The 2,730-nt window shown below is 59.3% G+C and carries 2 protein-coding genes and 1 pseudogene; 1 reads left to right on the plus strand and 2 read right to left on the minus strand.

Annotated features, from left to right (window positions below):
• Together EOA27_RS30885 and EOA27_RS30890 are read right to left on the minus strand one after the other, a co-directional pair.
• Window positions 1-194 (minus strand): annotated as a pseudogene (locus EOA27_RS30885) (hypothetical protein); the annotation flags it as partial.
• The gene (locus EOA27_RS30890; RefSeq protein WP_126062166.1) at window positions 178-1,539 is read right to left on the minus strand and encodes an aminotransferase; all 1,362 of its coding nucleotides are present in this window, start codon (window positions 1,537-1,539) and stop codon (window positions 178-180) included. The pseudogene EOA27_RS30885 and the gene EOA27_RS30890, both read right to left, overlap by 17 nt.
• 137 nt (window positions 1,540-1,676) lie before the next feature.
• Between EOA27_RS30890 and EOA27_RS30895 the strand changes: the two genes are divergently transcribed.
• Window positions 1,677-2,666: a helix-turn-helix domain-containing protein gene (locus tag EOA27_RS30895; protein WP_126062167.1), complete on the plus strand. Its 990-nt coding sequence runs from the start codon at window positions 1,677-1,679 to the stop codon at window positions 2,664-2,666.
• The last annotated feature ends 64 nt before the right edge of the window (window positions 2,667-2,730 follow it).

Raw genomic sequence — 2,730 nt, forward strand, 5'->3', positions numbered from 1 at the left:
AACACCGACGTGTAGTGGCCGGTCTTGGCGATCTCGATCAGCCGGATCGTCTCAAGCCGCACGAAGCGCGCGCGATCCTTCAGCATCGCCTCCACCTCCGCCGTGGGCTCGAAGCTGTTGCCGCGCGTTGGTGTAGAGCCGCGCGGCGGATGCTGGATACGGCCTTTGTCGTCGGAGTTACTGTTCGAGGACATCGCAAATAGCCTTGCTGAAGCGATCGAACATCTCGTCGACCTCTTCTGGTGTGATGATCAGCGGCGGACAGAAGGCGAGCAGATTGCCACGGGATCGAAGCACGAGACCATGATCCAGGGCGCGATCGGCGATTACTGCTCCCAGCGTCTGTGATGGATCGCCAGTTCTCTTCGCGGTTGCGTCGTCACGGAGCTCGATTCCGCCGATCAAGCCGACGCCGCGCACCTCATCGACGGACGGATGGTCACGGAAACTGCGCAGGCGCGCCTGAAAATGCGCCGACACCGTTTTCACATGTTCGGAAAATCCGTCCTCCCGATAGATCGTAATGGCTTCCAGCGCCACCGCGGCCGCTACAGGGTGACCGGAATAGGTAAAGCCGTGGGAGAAGGCGCCGACTTCGTTGCTCAAGGATCTGATGGCATCGTGGATGCGCTCCGTCAGCATGACCGCCGCTATCGGCTGGTAGGAAGCTGAAAGTCCTTTGGCGAGCACCATCATGTCTGCCTTGATGTCGAAGGTCTGAGAACCGAAGGGCTGTCCCGTCCTGTAGAAGCCGCAGACGATCTCGTCGACGATCAGCAGGATGTCGTATTTATCCAGAACCTTCCGGATCGCTGGGAAGTAGCTCTTTGGAGGAACTATGACCCCACCCGCCGCCATTACAGGCTCAGCTATGAAGGCGGCGATGGTGTCCGGACCTTCGCGCTGAATGAGATCGTCGAGCGACATGGCCAGCCGATGCACGAACTCGTCCTCGCTTTCGCCGTTCCGCGAAAAGGCACTGTGATGCGGACAGTCGGTGAAAATGATCCAGTCGAGCGGCATCGGCAGGCCGGCATGGCTCGTCGGCATTCCTGTGAGGCTCGCGGCCACGATGGTTCCGCCATGATAGGCATGGAGCCGAGATATCACCTTCTTGCGGCCGGCGCGGTTCATCGCGTGGTGGTACGCCCAAGCCATCTTGATGGCGCTTTCGTTTCCTTCGGACCCCGAGGTGGTGAAAAAGGCCTTGGTGAAATGCGCCGGCGTCATCTCGACCAGGGCCTCGGCGAGTTGGGTGACCACGGGCGACGTGCGCCTGTAAAACGTATGATAGGAAGGCAGCGTCTCGAGTTGCCGGCGCGCGGCGTCCACCAGCCGATGGTTGCTGAAACCCAGCGAGGCGGCCCACAGGCCGGACATGCCTTCGATGTAGGGCTTTCCATCTGCGCCGAAGACGCGAATGCCCTCTCCTTTGGCGACCACGATTGGCCCGTCGCGATCGAGCAAGTCCGGATTCGTGAATGAATGGAGTTGGGACGCGATGTCCCTCGCCTCGATAGAATTGGGACGCGTGGCCATTCCTGCGCATTCTCCTCAGTTCGTTCGGCCTCAGTGGAGCGAACCTCGCGAAAATAGATATCGGCCCGCTGCGAAATTTGACGAAAAACGCTATAGGTTAGACATCTTTGGATTGCCCCTCGCCGAACCGGGAAACGATGGTCAAACGTGAACATCCTCTAAAGGTCGCCCTCGTAGTTGCGCCGCAGGTCTCGCTGCTGACCTATGTGCTCGCTTATGAGCCGCTTCATGCCGCCAACCGGCTGAGTTATGAACCGCCTTTCGACATCAGGATATTGACTGTCGAGGCCCAAGAGCTTGTGGCCAGCAACGGGATGCCGATCGCGCATGACGGTGTTATCGACGACGTCAGCCGCTTCGACCTCGTCATCGTCGTGGCTTCGTTCGAGCCGGACGATTCATACAAGCGCCGGCTCAACAGCTGGCTGCGCCGCCAGTCCCGATACGGCGCGATGCTATGCGCGCTGGATCATGCCGTTTGGCTATTCGCGGAAGCGGGACTTTACCCAGAGCAGACCCAGATATCGGCCAACCGCGAGATACTGGGTGCGATGCAGGAAAAGTTTCCGCGTCTCGACGTGCAGGGAACACTCTACTCAATCAGTCGGAACCGAATGACCTGCGGTGGTCATACCGCGACGCTCGACATGTTCCTGGATTTCATCTCGCAAACTTGTGGCGAAGGTCTTGTCCAAGTGCTGCTGAGCGAAATGCTGTATTCGTCCATCCGGCAAGGTGACACATTGCAGTCGGATTCCCTCAGCGCGGGGAACTGGAAAATGCATCCGATGCTGAACAGGGCGCTGAACGTCATGGTGACGAACATCGAGAGGCCACTGTCTCTGAGGGAAGTGGCGCGTCGGGCCGGAATTTCGCTCCGGCAGCTCGAGCAACTCGCCAGGAATTCCAACGCGCTCATGCCTTCCAGGCAGTATCTGGAAGTTCGGCTGGCACACGCGCGAGAAACATTGATCTATACGGACATGACGATATCGGAGATCGCCCTCGCGACGGGATTTTCGGCCCTGTCGGCATTCTCCCGGGCGTTCGGTGCCCGGTTTCAGTCGTCGCCCCGGGACTATCGGAATCGCTTCCGCAAGCGGATGATGCGACCGTTCATTCGGTAGCTTGCTTCGGTCCGAGGAACCGAACGGATGGCCGTCACTCCACGTATTATCCTCAACGTGCAGC

The sequence above is a fragment of the Mesorhizobium sp. M2A.F.Ca.ET.037.01.1.1 genome (genome assembly GCF_003998075.1).
GTDB lineage: Bacteria > Pseudomonadota > Alphaproteobacteria > Rhizobiales > Rhizobiaceae > Mesorhizobium.